A 15512-nucleotide genomic window follows, 5' to 3' on the forward strand; every position below is an offset into this window, starting at 1 on the left:
ATGGCTATAAAAGATTTCACGACCTGACAATTGACCTTGGAGAAGCCCCAAAAAGGATAATTGCGTTAGTAGGCCCAAATGGTTGTGGGAAAAGCAGCGTACTTGATGGACTGCTTTACAAAAACAGCGGTCACGAGCTTATTGGAAACCAAGGGCCAAAAGATCATACCTATCACTCGATGACACAATCTGAACCCTATGCGCATTATGATATAATCATTGATTTCGTAAATGGCAATTACCAATCAATTAAGCAACAAAAAGAAAAATTAAAAAGACCCAATACAATTTTTTCCTTTAGAAGTCCATACCGATATAATAGTATTTTGAAAGTTACCCAGTCCCACGCCACGACTGAAATATATTTCAATAACTATGGCGCAAGTACATCTTCAGATATAGATGATAAAATGGAACAGAGCTATCGTCGCCTTTATATCAAATACAATAAGCACTTACATGATACTGATTGCAGACCAAGTGAGGCAAAAACCAAAATCATTGGTGATTTAAACAATTCTCTTAGAAACTGCTTAGACTTAGAAATAGTTAGCATCGGTAACATTGAAGCAAATGAAGGAACATTATATTTTAAAAAACCTGATCACCAAAAAAAATTTGACTTTAATGTTCTTTCCTCTGGAGAAAAAGAAGTGGTTGACATACTCCTTGATCTTTATTTGCGGCAGGAAGAATACAATGATACAGTATTCCTAATTGATGAACCCGAGCTCCACATAAATACCTCAATTCAAAAAAAGTTACTGCTTGAAATCAATAAGCTAGTAGGAAGTGATTGTCAGATATGGGTTGCAACACATAGTATAGGTTTTTTACGAGCTCTGCAAGAAGATCTGAAGGATGATTGCCAGATAATTCAATTTAAAAAGGGAGTAAACTGGGCTTCTACCCAACAAATCTTGACACCAATCAAAAAGTCATTAGCAAAATGGAAGGAAATATTTGAAACTGCTTTAGACGACTTAACTGGCTTGGTCAGCCCTAAAAGAATTATCTATTGTGAAGGGAAAGACGCCCCTGGAGTGAATGGATTGGAAAAAGGGTTGGATGCTAAAGTGTTCAATAATATTTTTTCAGAGAAGTATCATGATACTTTGTTTATCTCAAGTGGGGGGAACACTCAACTGGATCAAAGAAGTGAAATAGCACTTGCCATTTTGACCAAAGTATTTTCAGATGTAGAGATTTGGGTTCTCAAAGACCGTGATATGTCATCTGGCAAACAGAATACAGAGCAGGACCGGCAGTTATACCTCTCCAACAACCCTCAAAACCATAGAGTTTTGAAAAGATGGGAACTTGAAAACTATATATATGACAAAGAAGTATTGAAAGCTTATTGTAGTAAGAACACTTTAGTATTTGATGAAGCCGCTTATGACGCTTTTGTCACCGACATACCCAATCAAAACTTAAAAGATAATACAGGGCATATAAAAAACTTTTGCGGTTTAAAAATCAGTGTTAGTCCAGACCAATTTAAGCTCAACTTGTCAGAGGTAATAACAGAAGACATGGATGTGTACAAAGAGTTGGAACAAGTTATTTTTGCCAGGCAATAACAAATAATAACAGAAGTGTACCTGGTAGCATACATGATTCGACTTTACAACCTTTTCCTTTATTACAACTAATAGCTATGAAGTTTTCTTACCAATTATTCAGATTTCGAGTAAAGATAAAGTGGGTGCTTATCTGGTTGACCCCACGACGAGCTCTCCTGATTGGTTTTTCATCAATCCTGATTGCCCCGTGGTTGTTTACGAGAACTTGGGGATTTATAAAATTTGGTCAAGTAACAGGTACTATTGGCGATACTATTGGTGGCATAACGGCACCAATTACAGGTCTATTGGGTGCTTTCCTTGTTTATAAGGCTCTAAAAGAACAAGTAGTTGCTAATAAGATAATCACCGATCAGTTTAAAGAACAGAAGACGCATCAATTCCTAACAGATCAAGTCAGCTTTTTGCGAGATGATTTGGATCAATTTGTTTACCCGCATAAAGATGGTCAGTTTACAGGTGGGCCTGCCATTAATGCCATACTTACTCTGTATTATAAGGAATACTCAAATAAATGTCCAGAAGACGATCGAGTAGAGGCATATAGCATTAATTTAATACAACTTAAGGAACTATTAGAAAGAATTGTGATGCTATATAATCAGATTGGATTCGCAAGATTTAACAACGCCGATAGAAATTATTTTCTATCACTAATTAAGCAAACGTATCATGTTCGTATTTATCCTATTCTCTGGATGAATGAGTCACGACGTCTGAAACGAGCACCAAAATGTACTAAATGTGGTGTAATTCATCAAGGACTACCGGAGTACATTTATGGACTATACGATAAGATTAATGATCTATTTGATTTAAGCTCAAATGATGGAGAAGGTTGAGAGCCGAAGTATAGATGATATCCAAACAAAAACTCGTTACATTTCGATATTTGATGATGCAGCAATTTCGAAAATAGCGTAGAGAAGCTACAGTGAAATTTAAACGCTTATTTTAACGAAAACCAAGCACATGCGAGCAATACCATCATCCTTAATTAGACAAACACCCGCGAGCATCAATAAAGAAAGGGATACTTAGACAAGCATCCCTTTAAACTTAAGCTGAATCACCGTTATAAGTAAGACGGTTATTTTTTGATGATCACCGGATAAGAGTCATCCGATCTCCAATGCGTCAACGGTATCTGGTTCTTTCCATCGGGTGTCATCCTATATATTTCGTGGTTCAGGGACATGTCCCTGTTGGAATTGAAGTAAATGTATTTGCCATCGCGGCTCCACTGTGGGCTCTCATCGCGGATGGCGCCACTGGTGAGCCGCTTGTCGTTCTTGCCATTGGCATCCATGATAAAGATATCGGGCGTTTCATTGGCCCAGGACACATAGGCGATCTTCGACCCATCGGGAGACCATGCCGGACTGTTGTTGCCATCTCTCGGATTGCCGGGCCACTGCCGTGGCGAAACGGACGTGGTGACCTGCCTGGTGGCGCCGCCCTTCGCGTTCATCAAAAACAACTGTTGCGAACCTCCCTGATCGTTGCCGATCAATACGATCTGTTCGCCGGTGGGCGAGATCCGGAAAGACCCAAACCGTTGACCGGCCGGCGTGAGGCGCTTTTTCTCCGATCCATCCAACCGCATGGCATATACCCCGGCCACGCCATTCTCGACGCCTATAAAACCAATGGACTGCCCGTCGGGAAACCACTGGGCCTGCCCTGCCGATATACCCGCCTTTATTTCTTTTTCATTGCTTCCATCGCTATCGACCGTAAAGATGCCAAAGGCACCCGTGTTTACATTGATCGCTTTTGTAAACAACAGTTTACTATTATCAGGCGACCAGACGGCATTGCTGATGTACTCATCATTGGTAGCCAGCAGTTTCCGTGTGCCCGTGGCTTTATCGAGCACATACAATTGCTGCCTGTTGTTCTCGTATGTATTGAAGGTGATCTTCTGTCCATCGTTGGAGGCCGTGACCGGGGCGCATTGCACGATGCGATCGGACAACAGGCGTTGGTTGGTGCCGTCCATATTCATGCCGTAGAGCTGCCAATCGGCACTGTTGTCGATACGCCTTGATATAAAGACTACTTCGGCGGGCGTGTTGTCGAGAAGTGTAGGATCCACCGACAGATCGGGACCGGGCTGCTGGTGGTCTTTTTTGCAGGCTGCCAATGCCAGGAGGAGGATGGCTGCGTATCGTTTCATGTGGAGGGGGTGTTTGCTGCCTGACAGCCTCCAGGTTGGCAACGTTGCATGAAAAAGGCGCTTCGACAGGCTCAGCGTGACATTTGAGACACTTCGACAACCCTTCGACAGGCTCAGGGCGACATGGACATGCCTGTTTATAAGGGGTTTGCTGCATTCATAACGTGCAGTTGCGCAACCGGTTGCAAAAGGCTGCATCTATATTATTGATTATTTTTTCATTGTGTATTATAGAAATTGCGCTTACCTTCGTGCGCTCAAATAATTCACTGCACTAAAAAAGTTTTTATGAGCATGGTTGATTCGTTTGAGAAGATCCCCGTCAACATCTACACCGATCTTAAACAAGGTTCCAAATCAGTAGCCCGCGAAATTGCCGATCTGATCCGCAGCAAACAGGCCAAATGGGAAAAATGTGTTTTAGGCCTCGCTACCGGCTCTACTCCCAAGTCATTGTACGCAGAACTGGTAAGGCTGCACAAAGAAGAAGGGCTGAGCTTCAAGAACGTGATCACTTTCAATCTCGATGAATATTATCCCATCGAAAAGGATGCGTTGCAAAGTTATAATCGCTTCATGCATGTGCACCTGTTCGATCATATCGATATCGAACCTGTCAATATTCACATTCCCGATGGTGAAATGGTGAAGGAGAATATCAAAGCGCATTGCCTGCGTTATGAACAAATGATCGAAGAGGCCGGCGGTGTCGACCTGCAGGTGTTGGGCATTGGCAACAATGGCCATATCGGTTTCAACGAACCCGGCTCCAGCATTTACTCCCGCACCCGCCTGGTAACGCTCGACAACTCCACGCGCATTGCGAATGCGTATGAGTTTGCCAATATATCGCAGGTTCCACGCCTCGCCATCACCATGGGCATCAGCACCATACTGAAGGCCAAACGCATCGTGTTGATGGCCTGGGGCCCCGGCAAAGCGCCTGTGGTGCAGAAGTCTGTAGAAGGGCATGTTGATGAGCAGATACCTGCTTCTTTGCTGCAACAGCATAATGACTGCACTTTTGTGCTGGATGAACTGGCAGCTGCAGAGCTTACACGTTTTAAAAGTCCCTGGCTGACCGGCGATACCGAATGGACACCAGCGATGATCCGCAAGGCGGTGGTGAACATGGCTTTGAAAGTAAACAAACCCATTCTCAGTCTTACGAACAGCGATTACCGCGACAGTGGCCTCAGTGACCTGCTGGTAGAGGAAGGCGATGCTTATGAGATCAACCTGAAGGTTTATTATATGATGCGGGACAGCATTACCGGCTGGCCTGGTGGCAAGCCTAATGTGAACCTGCCCAATCATCCCGAACGGAGTGAGCCTTATCCCAAGCGCGTGATCATCTTCTCTCCTCACCCGGATGATGATATCATTTCTATGGGGGGCACTTTCCAGCGCCTGCACGACCAGGGGCATGATGTGCATGTGGCTTATCAAACTTCCGGCAACATTGCCGTTACCGATGAGTTCGTGACGCGCTTCATGGATTTTGCGGTGGGCTTTGAAGATATGTTCAGCATCGACAGCACCAAGAGTAAGGAGATACTGGAGCAGGCAAGGACTTATCTCAAAGGAAAGAAATCAAACCAGATCGATACGGCCGATATACGTGCTATCAAAGGATTGATACGCCGTTGCGAAGCGAAAGCTACCTGCCGCTATGTGGGCCTCAGCGACAACAACTATCACTTCCAGAATCTGCCTTTCTACGAAACGGGCACCATCGAGAAGAACCCGATGGGCGAAGCGGATATTCAACTGACCGTGGATCTGCTGCGTAAGATAAAACCTCAACAGGTGTTTTGCGCCGGCGACCTGGCCGATCCGCATGGCACGCACAAGGTTTGTCTCGACGTAGTATTTGAAGCATTGCGCCGCATCAAGAAAGACGGTGACGACTGGGTGAATGATTGCTGGATGTGGTTGTATAAGGGTGCATGGCAGGAATGGGATATCAGTGAAATTGAAATGGCCATCCCTATGAGCCCCGACCAGGTAATGAAAAAGCGTTATGGTATTTTCATTCACCAATCGCAAAAGGACATGGTGCCCTTCCAGGGTAGTGATGCCCGTGAATTCTGGCAACGTGCTGAAGACCGGAATGCGAATACTGCTAATTTGTATGCGCAGCTGGGATTGACAAAGTATGCGGCGATGGAGGCTTTTGTGAGGTGGCATTATTAGTTGAAAAGTTAATAAGTTGATAGGTTGATAAGGCCTATTACCCGCATAAAAAAGCGGATGTGTCGTGAGATACATCCGCTTTTTCTTTTCAACTTATTAACCTATTAACTCATCAACCCTTCTTTCCCTTCAACCCCGGCAGGAAGCCTGTAATGATCCCGATCAACGGCAGGTAGGCGCATACCTGGAATACGTAATCGATGCTGGTGTGGTCGGCCAGTTTGCCCAGCAGGGCCGAACCCAAGCCACCCATACCGAATGCAAAGCCGAAAAAGAGTCCGGCGATCATGCCCACTTTACCGGGCACCAGCTCCTGTGCATAGACGAGGATAGCAGAAAAGGCCGAAGCGAGGATAACACCAATGATGGCCGATAGCACACCTGTCCAGAAGAGGTTGGCATGCGGCAGGAGCAAGGTAAAGGGCGCTACGCCGAGGATGGATATCCAGATTATATATTTTCTACCAAAGCGATCGCCCAATGGGCCACCTAACAACGTACCCGCCGCTACAGAACCGAGGAAGATAAACAGGTAGAGTTGTGATTGCTGTACTGACAGGTGGAATTTATCAATGAGGTAGAATGTAAAGTAGCTGCTCATGCTGGCCATGTAGAAGTACTTGGAGAAGATCAACACCAGCAAAATAATGATGGAGATCACCACTGTCGTCTTTGACAATCCGTTATCGACTATTTCGCCACTACCCTTTTTAGCCGTACGCAATATCAGGTGATCTTTGTACCACCCTCCTATTCTCGCCAATACAATGATGCCGAGGATAGCAGCAATGCTAAACCATATCGCATTCGACTGACCATGGGTTATGATGATGGCGGCAGCCAGTAAAGGCCCAAGGGCACTGCCCGCATTGCCACCCAACTGAAAGATGGATTGTGCCAATCCACGCTTTCCGCCAGAAGCCAGGTGTGCCACACGTGATGCTTCCGGATGGAAAATGGAAGACCCGACGCCCAATAATGCCACTGCCAGCAGTATGGTATAAAAGCCAGCGGCCATCGACAGGGTCACCAACCCTGCCAGTGAAAAGCCCATACCGATGGCTAATGAATAGGGCTTGGGATATTTATCCGTGTACTGCCCTACAAAGGGTTGCAGTAAAGAAGCTGTGATCTGGAAGGTGAAGGTGATCAACCCAATCTGTGAGAAGGTAAGCTGCAGGTTGCTCTTGATGAGCGGATAGATGGAAGGGATCACCGATTGCAGCATATCGTTGAGTAAATGCGCAAAACTGATCGTAAAAAGGATCGGGAATACTGTCGTGCTCACCAGCGCCCTTGGGGTCGCAGTGCCTGTCGTTGGGTTCATACTCATCTGTTGAATTGCCTGCAAAAGTAAGACAAACTGAATTAGTGGTCTTTCACCGACAATGGCATAAGGAGTTGTTAACAAAAAAGGCCATCCTGGCGGGATGACCTTCTTGTGTATGTTAACTTCTTTGGAGCGGCTTCGACAAGCTCAGTCTGACATCAATCTCTTACATGCTGCGCGATATACCTAACTCAAGGCCGCGCAGTTCTGCCAGGCCTCTCAGTCTTCCGATAGCAGAGTAGCCGGGATTGGTTTTCTTCTTCAGATCATCAAGCATCTGGTGTCCATGATCGGGACGCATGGGGATGGAGAGATTACGCTTGCGCATGACCTGTACAATCTCTTTTACCACGCTGTACATGTCTACATCTCCTTCGAGGTGGTTGGCTTCGTAGAAGTTGCCAGCTTCATCGCGCTGCGTGCTGCGCAGGTGGATGAAGTTGATGCGATCACCGAGACGATTCACCATACCTGGTAAGTCGTTATCGGCACGCACACCAAATGAACCAGTACAGAAACAAAGGCCATTTGCTTTGGAAGGGACTGCATCCAAAAGCGCCAACACATCTGCTTCGGTGCTTACCACACGTGGCAGGCCAAATATCGCATAGGGAGGATCGTCAGGATGGATGGCCAATACCGTTCCCACTTCATCGGCTACTGGTGTTATCTGCTTCAGGAAATAGATGAGGTGTTCCTGCAGCTTCTTTGCATCGATGCCTTCATAGGTATCCAATGCAGCCTGGAACTGTTGTAAAGAGAAGCTCTCTTCCGAACCGGGTAAGCCGGCAATGATATTACGCTGCAACAAGGTCTTCTCATCATCGCTCATGCCCTGCAAACGTTGCTCTGCCAACTGTAGCTCTTTTGCACTGTATTCCTGTTTAGCGCCTTTGCGTTGCAGCAGTAGGGCATCAAATGCTACGAGGGCTGCACGCTCAAAGCGCAGGGCTTTGGAGCCATCTTCCACCGTATAGGCCAGATCGGTCCGTGTCCAGTCGAGCACGGGCATGAAGTTGTAGGTTACAATATGAATACCACATTTTGCGAGGTTGCGGATACTCATCTTATAGTTCTCGATGTATTGTTTGTACTCTCCTTTCTGAATTTTGATGTGCTCATGTACCGGAATGCTTTCTACTACGTTCCAGCGTAAGCCGGCTGCTTCTATTTCATTTTTTCGTTGCATGATCTCTTCTACCGACCACACTTCGCCATTGGGTATATGGTGGAGGGCGGTGACGATACCGGTGGCGCCGGCCTGCCGAATATCGGCTAAGCTAACGGGGTCTTTGGGGCCAAACCAGCGGAATGATTGCTCCATCAGGGGTACTTGCTGTTGATTGCTCATTGAAAAGAAAAAGGGTTATTGAATTAAATATTGTGCAACGAAGATAGAAGATGAAATTGAAACGAGAAGCCCGAAATACGAAATGGGTTTCGGGCTTCTATGCATGAAGTAACATATATTATAAACTTACTCCTCTTCTCCAGGGAATAAAATCATCCTGGCCCAGCTGTACAGCTTTGGGTTGGGTGCGGCCGCTGGCTACGTCGATGACATAGTTCATGATACGTTCGGCGGCCTGCTCGATCGTCTCTTTACCTTCGATGATGGTACCGCAGTTGATATCGATGATGTCGGGCATCTTCGTAAACGTTTTCGTATTGGTCGACAGCTTAACGACCGGGGCTATGGGATTGCCGGTGGGCGTTCCGAGCCCGGTAGTAAACAATACGATGTTGGCGCCAGAACCTACTTCGGCCGTGGTGCTTTCCACATCATTGCCGGGGGTACACAGCAGGTTGAGACCAGGTTTGGTTACGCGCTCGGGATAATCCAGCACAGCCGTTACGGGAGAAGTGCCGCCTTTTTTGGCAGCGCCTGCCGATTTGATGGCATCGGTGATCAGTCCATCGCGGATATTACCGGGAGAAGGATTGGCATAAAAGCCCGAGCCATCAGCTTCTGCTTTTGCATTGTACACACGCATCAGATCCATAAAGCGCAAAGCGGTGGTTTCATCCACACAACGATCGCTCAACTCCTGCTCTACTCCACAGAGCTCCGGAAACTCCGATAGGATCACGGAGCCGCCCAGGGCCACCAGTATGTCGGACACATAGCCCAAAGCCGGATTGGCAGATATACCGGAAAAGCCGTCGGACCCGCCGCACTCCAGGCCAATGCAGAGCTTCGATAAAGGTGCCGGTTGACGAGTAATATTGTTTGCCTGCATGAGGCCGGCGAAAGTTTGCCTGATGGCTTTCTTCAGCAGTTGTTGTTCCGTGCCTTCTTTCTGTTGCTCCAGCACCACCAGCGGCTTATTGAAGTTTGGATCACGTTTCATGATCTCCGCTTTGAGGATAGAAGCCTGTGCATGCTGACAGCCGAGGCTCAATACCGTGGCGCCTGCTACGTTGGGGTGCGTGATATACCCGGCCAGCAGGCCGCAGAGCGCATCGGAATCTAAGCGTGTGCCACCGCATCCCATATCATGGTTCAGGAACTTGATGCCGTCCACATTGGGGAATACGCGTTGTGTTGCCTGCTCCGTAAATACTTCTTCCAGCGGGGCTTCCAATATCTCCGCTTCGGGCCGGCCACTCTGGTACATTTTTACCAGCGTTTCCACGTCTGTTTGAAAGGCTTTTGTTTTGCTGTAACCCAGTTGGTCGATCAATGCTTCTTTCAATACTTCCACGTTGCGGTTTTCGCAAAACACCAGCGGGATCACGATCCAGTAGTTGCCCGTGCCCACGGAACCATCGGCACGATGAAAGCCCATAAAGGTCTTGTCTTTCCATTTGGCAACGTCCGGCTGTTCCCATTGCAGCCGGCGGTTGCCGAGGCTAAACCCTTCAGCTGCATGATGGATATTTTTGGTAGTGATGGCGCCACCTTGCGGAATGGCCGCATCTGCTTTGCCCACCAGTACACCATACATATAAATATTATCGCCGGGGTTCAACGGATGCATTGTAAACTTATGCTTGCCGGCTACGGGATCTGTGAGGGGGAATTTATCGTTGTTGAGTTCAATCAAAGTGCCCTTCGGTAAGTCTTGTAAAGCCACCAGAACATTGTCACCAGGATGTATCCGGAGGTATTTGTGTGTTTGGTCCATATCGTCTTTTAGGTACTAATATTCTTTAATACAAATAAATAAATGCCGGCAGTTGCAAAGCTTTACATGGTTGTCATATTATTAAGCTCAATTGGCATACCATGGGTACAAAACCCGGATTTGCATGCTAATCTGAAAGGGTTTGGCCGTCTTCCGCCACCACCCTGCATTACGCAAACAGGTATCCTGAACTGTCCTGATTTTCGAAAACGTTTGCATAAATAAAGTGGATCGCAATTGATGGCTTATGAGAAAAAAGATACAATTTGTACCGGGTTATACAATGCTATATACTGTTCACTAAACTTTGCTTGCCATGGTATATCATCCATGTCTCCCATCTATGTTTTCGGGTGGTTTTCGGACCGCGCCTGCTGTTTTCCGAAAACCCTGCCCTTCTTAGTAGTTCCAAACACCCAGACACACCCACGTATTTCACCGAGAACTTCAAATAACCACTTGCATGCGACCGCAACTACTTAAAGTATCAACAGGCCCGCGCCATTCATTCAGCGTGCGCCGTGATCTTGTTCCTTACGTCAACAACCGCTGGCACTACCATCCTGAAATCGAGCTGATCCACTTCAAAAAGGGAGAAGGTACTCAATTCATTGGTGACAGCATTAAACGTTTTAAATCGGGCGACATTGTGATGGTGGGTGCTCACCTGCCCCACTACTGGCGCTTCGACGACCTGTTCTTTGAAGAAGATACCCGCGTGCAGGCAGATATCCGGGTAGCGCATTTCTGTGAAAACTTCTGGGGCGACCAGTTCCTGCATCTCCCCGAAAACGTCAACATCAAAACCGTACTGGAAAAAGCGAAACGCGGCATCCAGATCACCGGCAAAACAAGGCAGCAGGTGGCCGACCTGCTGGAAAGATTGTTGCATACCGATGGTTCTGAAAGGATCATCATCCTGATGGAGGCCTTGATGACCATTGCCGAATGCAAGCAACTCACAACGCTTTCTTCCATCGGCTTCAAGCATGACCTCGTAGACGCGGAGAATGAACGCGTGAATGCTATTTATGAATACTCCCTGAAGAACTATAAGCGCAAGATCCAGCTGGAAGAAATTGCTGCGGTGGCCAATATCAGCCCCAACTCATTCTGCCGCTATTTCAAGTCGCGGACGCGTAAAACTTATTCGCAGTTTCTGATCGAAATACGCGTGGGCCAGGCTTGCAAACTGCTCATCGAAAACAACCTGAGCATCAAGCAGCTTTGTTATGAAAGCGGCTTCAACAACTTTACCAGTTTTCACAAGTATTTTAAAATGATCACGGGCAAAAGCCCGCTCACTTATCAGAAGGAGTTTATAGCTTAAAAGCAGGCTACTGACCACTTGCTTCGACAGCAGATTTCTCACCCTGTGTACTGGTTGTACATGCAGGTACGTATGGCAGGGTTCGAAATGACAAAACGTAGTCAACACTCATTAGCCGCGTTTCTCTCCAGTGACGCGGCTTTTTTTACAGATCAATTGCTTCATTGTGTATCGTTTTCTTTAGGTATCTTCCACGGCAAATAAGCCAATATGAAAAAAACCTTTATCACTTTCCTGCTCACTGCTGCATTCGGTAGCACTTACGCACAAACACATTCGCTCGAAAAGATATGGGAAACCGATACTATTGTAGCTATCCCCGAATCGATTTTACCCCAAAAGGACTTCATGTATGTATCTCTCATCAATGGTGGTGGTTGGGAACCCGACGGCGTGGGCGGTGTTGGCAAGCTGAGTTATGACAGGAAGAAATATGACTCCACCTGGATCACCGGTCTGCACTGTCCCAAAGGAATGGGCCTTTATAAGAACCGCCTGTATGTGGCCGATTATAATTCGGTGGTGGTGATCGATGTGAAAGCAGGCAAGGTAGAAAAGAAGATCACACACGACAGCACCAAATCGCTCAACGACATAACTATATCTGACAAAGGCGATATCTATGTGTCGGATTCCAAGACGTTCAAGATATGGAAGGTAGAAAATGATCAGCTGACACTGTATCTCGAAGGCATGACAGGCGTAAATGGCCTGAAGGCTGTGGGCAACGACCTGATCATCGGCTCCGGCAAATCGTTCGTAAAGGCCGATGCGCAAAAACAGATCACCAAAATAGCTGATCTGCCACAAGGCGCCGATGGCATAGAACCTGTAGGGAATGGTGATTACATCGTTACTGCCTGGGCCGGTTATATTTTTTATGTGCAGGCGGATGGGAAAGTAGAGACCATGCTGGATACACACCTTGAAAAAAGAAACACTGCCGACATTGGATATGACCCTGTAAAGAAGATCGTTTATGTGCCTACATTCAATGCCAAAACAGTAGCTGCTTACCAACTCAAATAATCAGTATGAAACCTTTGCTGCTCACCGTATTTCTTTTGCCGCTGCTCTATGTTACAGCCGCTGGTCAAGCGCTGCCGCGTGTGTATGTTATGAGCAGCCCCAGCCTCGCCGTTTTAAAACAATTAGTGAAAGACAAGGACAAAACTGCGTTGCAAAACCTGCAACCCTTGCTGCAAGCCGCCGACAAACTACTGGAGATGAAACCCGTGTCGGTGATGGAGAAAGCTTTCACACCGGTGAGTGGCAACAAGCATGATTACATGAGCCAGGCGCCTTATTTCTGGTATGACAGCTCGAAGCCCAACGGCCTTCCCTACCTGCGCAGGGATGGGGAACGTAATCCGGAAATCTACAAGATCACCGACCGCAGCAACCTCGGCAAGCTCGATGGCGCCGCACGCACGCTGGCACTTGCGTGGTACTTTACCGGCAAAGAAAAATATGCCGCCAAAGCAGCATCGTTATTGCGCACCTGGTTCTTTGACGAAGCCACCAAAATGAACCCTCACCTCGATTATGGTCAGGCTATTCCCGGCATCAATGATGGCAGGGGGATTGGCATCATCGAGACCATTGCCTTAACAGGCATTGCTGATGCTGCCGGAATATTACATGGATCAAAGGCATGGACCATCAATGAACTCCGTGCATTACAGCAATGGTATAGCGAATATTTGAACTGGATGCTCACCAGTAAGAATGGTAAAGAAGAACATGCCGCCAAGAACAACCATGGCACCTGGTATTATGTGCAGGTGGTAGATTTTGCCCTGTTTACCGATGATACTGCCAGGGCACGTGAACTGGTTGAAGAGAGTAAAAAAACAATGAACGGCCAGCTTAGTGCCGATGGGCAACAGCCACTGGAAGTAGAAAGGACCAATGGTCTTGGCTACAGCACTTTCAATCTTCGTGCGTGGTTTACCCTGGCCAGGCTGGCAGAAATGGTAGATATCGATCTCTGGAACTGTACTACTCCCAACGGTGCAGGCCTGCGCAAAGCGATCGACTGGCTAACGCCTTATGCCATGGGAGAAAAGGCCTGGAGCTGGCAACAGATCGACACGTATAACAAAGAAGAATTATATCCGCTACTCAGTCAGGCAGGCAGCCTATGGAAAGTGCCGGCCTATACTGCGTATGCACAACAACTGACTAAAACCATTAAAGACCCAGTGAAGACATGGAGTTATAGCTATTAGAAAAACGGGTTTATAAGTTAATAAGTTGACAGGTTGAAAAGGGAAAGACAACAGTCTTCCTAACGTATTACACTTTGGCTGCCTGTAATGAATCTTTAAAAGCAGCTACCAGGGTTTTGTTATCGCGCTTCAATAAACTTTCATTGACGGTGATGCGTATGGGATCACTGCCTCTGCGGCCGGGCATGAAGATGTTGTATTTCTTATTGAGGGTTTCGCGCAGCTTTGCCAGATCAACTGTATTACCCAACTCCAGATGAAAGATATTGCTGCCATTGGGCAATGGGCTGATCTTTATACCTGGCAAGCCATTTAACTGACTGAACAGTTCCTGCGCCTGCTGCGCCATTTTCTTCAAACGTTCATCCAGTCCTTCAAGATGATGCAATGCCATCGCCGCATTCACCCAACTTTGGTACATCGTGCCGCCATGCACTTTCATGAGGTGACGCATTTTGCCGATCACTGCTTTATCGCCACACAACATGGCGCCACCCGGCGCACCGAGGTATTTGTACAACGAAATATAGACCGTATCGAAATGCCTGGCATATTCACCCACCGGAACACCATTGAAAGCTGAAGCGAGGTGTACGCGGGCACCATCAAAGTGCAGCTTGTATCCTTTCTCTTTGCAGAAGGCAGCAATCTTTTTGATCTCTTCTATCGGTACGGCCCTGCCATCACAACGGCGTACGGGGCTTTCGATAGCGATAGCGCCGATGCCACTTTTGAATACTTCACCTTCTTCATGGTATTTCAGGGATGCCTGTAACATTTCGAGCGTGAACGTGGGTTCATTCGGCGCGAGCGGTATCAGCCTTTTGTTGTGTATCGACTGTGCTGCATCGGCTTCATCACGGAATACATGGCTGGCTTCCTGCACAAACACTTTGGTATTATCGCCACACAGCACTGCAATGGCCAGTTGGTTGGCCATCGTGCCCGAAGGCATGTAGATAGCAGCTTCCTTACCGGTGATGCCCATGAACTTTTTCTCCAGTGCTTCCACTACGCCACCTTCTCCATACGAATCGGGCTGGATGGCATTCGCCGTATTTGCTTCCTGCAATTTGGCGATCAGTTCCGCAGGCTTATACATGGGGCCGTCGAAGAAGAAATATAAGGGAGCCGATTGATCTGTAAGCTGATGGCCGGTGGCCAGTCCGCTCAACGGGATAGCGGCACCTAATGAAGGCAACGCAGCAATACCGGATGTTTTCAGGAAGTTCCTTCTGTGCATAAAAAAGGTAGTTTTAAACAATACAGTGACTGCTTAAAACTACCGGATTGAAGGCGGGTTTCCAAATTGAACCCATACAGATGACATCTTTCCCGAATGGCACCTGTACTATCTTAACAAAAAGGCCCACAGTAAAATACCGGGGCCTCAGGTTTGAACGTATTCATGACACATGAGAATGTCTGGCGCATTGTACGGACCTCACGGGCAGGCCGCAACATAACCGGTTTCGCCTTCCGGGAGAAGCGCAATAACGATTCAATAACATTTGCATAACAATCCGGGGGAG

10 protein-coding genes and 1 pseudogene are annotated in these 15512 nt (G+C 47.2%); 6 read left to right on the forward strand and 5 right to left on the reverse strand.

Translation table 11 applies throughout. The annotated features are described in order from the left end of the window. Positions 1–11 precede the first annotated feature (11 nt). Both AC5JBY_RS32105 and AC5JBY_RS32110 read left to right on the forward strand, forming a co-directional pair. A pseudogene (locus AC5JBY_RS32105) lies at positions 12–1583 on the forward strand (AAA family ATPase); the annotation flags it as partial. Positions 1584–1660: 77 nt separating this feature from the next. After that, entirely contained in the window at positions 1661–2428 is a 768-nt protein-coding gene (locus AC5JBY_RS32110; protein WP_495908803.1) for a hypothetical protein, read from the forward strand. A 248-nt stretch (positions 2429–2676) separates the two neighbouring features. Here the strand turns inward: AC5JBY_RS32110 and AC5JBY_RS32115 are convergent, their stop codons facing one another. Next, a complete protein-coding gene (locus AC5JBY_RS32115; protein WP_495908804.1) occupies positions 2677–3765 on the reverse strand; it encodes a TolB family protein in 1089 nt (362 codons plus the stop codon). A gap of 288 nt (positions 3766–4053) precedes the next feature. On the opposite strand from AC5JBY_RS32115, the gene nagB reads away from it, so the two are divergent. Then, on the forward strand, positions 4054–5961 hold the full coding sequence (gene nagB, locus AC5JBY_RS32120) for a glucosamine-6-phosphate deaminase (RefSeq protein ID WP_495908805.1): 1908 nt from the start codon (positions 4054–4056) through the stop codon (positions 5959–5961). A 112-nt stretch (positions 5962–6073) separates the two neighbouring features. On the opposite strand, the gene AC5JBY_RS32125 is transcribed toward nagB, so the two are convergent. From AC5JBY_RS32125 to AC5JBY_RS32135, 3 genes are all read right to left on the reverse strand, one after another. Continuing rightward, positions 6074–7288, reverse strand: a complete 1215-nt coding sequence (locus AC5JBY_RS32125; RefSeq protein WP_495908806.1) for an MFS transporter — start codon at positions 7286–7288, stop codon at positions 6074–6076. A gap of 169 nt (positions 7289–7457) precedes the next feature. Continuing rightward, complete coding sequence (gene uxuA / locus AC5JBY_RS32130; RefSeq protein WP_495908807.1) at positions 7458–8642, reverse strand: mannonate dehydratase; 1185 nt, start codon at positions 8640–8642, stop codon at positions 7458–7460. Positions 8643–8760: 118 nt separating this feature from the next. Then, positions 8761–10419, reverse strand: coding sequence for a UxaA family hydrolase (locus tag AC5JBY_RS32135; RefSeq protein WP_495908808.1), 1659 nt, complete (start codon positions 10417–10419; stop codon positions 8761–8763). A 463-nt stretch (positions 10420–10882) separates the two neighbouring features. Here AC5JBY_RS32135 and AC5JBY_RS32140 point away from each other — a divergent pair, with 463 nt between their 5' ends. The 3 genes from AC5JBY_RS32140 (at position 10883) to AC5JBY_RS32150 (ending at position 13980) form a co-directional block, all read left to right on the forward strand. After that, entirely contained in the window at positions 10883–11749 is an 867-nt protein-coding gene (locus AC5JBY_RS32140; protein ID WP_495908809.1) for an AraC family transcriptional regulator, read from the forward strand. A gap of 210 nt (positions 11750–11959) precedes the next feature. Then, positions 11960–12778, forward strand: a complete 819-nt coding sequence (locus AC5JBY_RS32145; RefSeq protein ID WP_495908810.1) for an SMP-30/gluconolactonase/LRE family protein — start codon at positions 11960–11962, stop codon at positions 12776–12778. Positions 12779–12783: 5 nt separating this feature from the next. Then, entirely contained in the window at positions 12784–13980 is a 1197-nt protein-coding gene (locus AC5JBY_RS32150; protein ID WP_495908811.1) for an alginate lyase family protein, read from the forward strand. 67 nt (positions 13981–14047) lie between these two features. Here AC5JBY_RS32150 and AC5JBY_RS32155 read toward each other — a convergent pair whose 3' ends face one another. After that, positions 14048–15223 (reverse strand): threonine aldolase family protein, encoded by a 1176-nt coding sequence (locus AC5JBY_RS32155; protein ID WP_495908812.1) that lies wholly within the window; start codon positions 15221–15223, stop codon positions 14048–14050. Between the last annotated feature and the right edge of the window lie 289 nt (positions 15224–15512).

The sequence above is a fragment of the Paraflavitalea sp. genome (assembly GCF_059502485.1).